This is a genomic window from Natrinema soli (genome assembly GCF_028618695.1).
Map to the genome: position 1 here is coordinate 1 of NZ_JAQIVI010000519.1, position 1,808 is coordinate 1,808.

Genomic DNA, 1,808 nt, shown 5'->3' on the forward strand with positions numbered 1-1,808 from the left:
CGCTCGCGACGGGCTACGTCGCGGGCCGGCGCGCCGCCTCGGAGGGCGAACGGTGACGGGCGACGCGTGCGCCTCGAGCGAGAAAACCGACCGACGGCACGCTCGCGATCGAATTCGGCGGATCGATGCGAGCGACACGGACGATGCGAGCGGCACGAACGGCGGCAACCGACTGATTCAGGTGATTCGATGAGCGACGCAGAACGGCTGACCGACGATGGCGTATCGGGCGACGACGAGTTCGAGCCGATTCAGGTGTTTCCCGAGGCCGAGGAGATGGACCTCCGGCCGGGCGCGGACGACTGCTACAAGTGCTCGACCTGCGACACCAACTGTCCCGTCGCCGAGGTGGACGACGAGTTCCCCGGGCCGAAGTTCCAGGGCCCCGAGCAGTGGCGGCTCAAGCGCCAGGACGACCACGATATCGACGACTCGGTGATGAAGTGCTCGAACTGCATGCGCTGTGACAGCGCCTGCCCGTCGGACGTCCCCCTCTCGCAGATGCACAACACCGCTCGAGGGGAGTACGTCGAGGAACAGATGGACAAATTCTCGCGGGAGTACGTTCGGAATCGCATCCTCGCGAACTACCGCCGACTCGCCCCGCTCGGGTCGATGTTTCCGCGGACGACGAATTTCGTGATGGGGCTCTCCGCGACGCAGTGGCTGGGCGAGAAGCTCCTCGGGATCACCGGCGAGCGGGAGCTGCCGGCGTTCGCGACGGAGACGTTTCGGGAGTGGTGGGCGAAGCGAGGTGGCAACGCCACCTCGAAAAAGCGAGCGCAGAAGGCGCGAGTCGCGAGGGACTCGGAGAGTCCCTCGGACCGTGCGAGCGGGCACTCGGCCCGCGAGCAGACGGAGCGAGGCGGCGAGCAGGTTCGGAGCGACGAGAAACGCATCGCCTACTTCCACGGCTGCTACGCGAACTACAACACGCCCGAAGTCGCGAAGGCGCTCGTCCGCGTCTACGAACACTTCGGCTACGAGATCATGGTCCCCGACCAGTCCTGTTCGGGGACGCCGATGTTCGCCAACGGGATGCTCGAGGACGCGCGCCGGTCGGCCGAGACGAACGTCCGGGAACTCGCCGCGGCGCTCGCGGACGGCGCGGACGTCGTCGCCTCCTGCAGTTCGTGTTCGATGTCGATCCGGCAGGAGTACCCCGAACTGTTCGACTTCGAGGGGACCGAGGACGTCGCCGAAAACACTTGGGACGCCGTCGAGTACCTCCGGGTCCACGAGGACCTCGAGGGCGAACTCGAGGGGACCTCGATCGACGGGGAGTCGAACTTCGCCTATCACGCGCCGTGTCACGCGCGGAACCAGGGCCTCGACGGGCAGACGATGGAGGTGCTGGCAGCGATCGACGGCGTCGACGCCCACGACGTCGGCGACTCCTGTTCGGGGATCTCCGGCACGTACGGCTGGAAGGCCGAAAATTACGAAACATCCATGAAAATCGGGTCGGAAATGTTCGACCACATGGAAGACGCGGACGCGAACACGGGACTCACGGAGTGTCCGACCTGCTCGATGCAGATGGAACACGGGACCGGCTACGAGATCACCCACACGCTCGAGGTGCTCGAGGCGGCGCTCGTCGGAACCACGACGGAGGCAAACGCGCAGTAATGGACCTTCAGGAGCGAATCGCTCGCCGTCGATCGGCGCGGCAGGGACGACGTATCGTCGTGGATCGCGACCAGCTCAGCCCGGTCGTCCACCGGCCGGAACCGGTCGGCCGGGGCCCCGTGCTGGAGCAACTGCTCGACGCGCTCGAGCCGGTCTTCGACGGGGAGCTGCCGCCG

General features: G+C 66.6%; 2 protein-coding genes and 1 pseudogene. All 3 read left to right on the forward strand.

The window, feature by feature from the left end; all coding sequences use genetic code 11:
• Positions 1-193 (forward strand): hypothetical protein (locus PGX04_RS25555; protein ID WP_273741070.1); only part of this gene is annotated, 193 nt, incomplete at its 5' end.
• Positions 190-1,632: an anaerobic glycerol-3-phosphate dehydrogenase subunit C gene (locus PGX04_RS25560; RefSeq protein ID WP_273741071.1), complete on the forward strand. Its 1,443-nt coding sequence runs from the start codon at positions 190-192 to the stop codon at positions 1,630-1,632. The genes PGX04_RS25555 and PGX04_RS25560, both read left to right, overlap by 4 nt.
• Positions 1,632-1,808 (forward strand): annotated as a pseudogene (locus PGX04_RS25565) (AAA family ATPase); the annotation flags it as partial. The gene PGX04_RS25560 and the pseudogene PGX04_RS25565, both read left to right, overlap by 1 nt.

Excerpts from the sequence above, each read along its gene's own strand:
- PGX04_RS25560 (WP_273741071.1), top strand. The coding sequence starts at position 190 with ATGAGCGACGCAGAACGGCTGACCGACGATGGCGTATCGGGCGACGAC.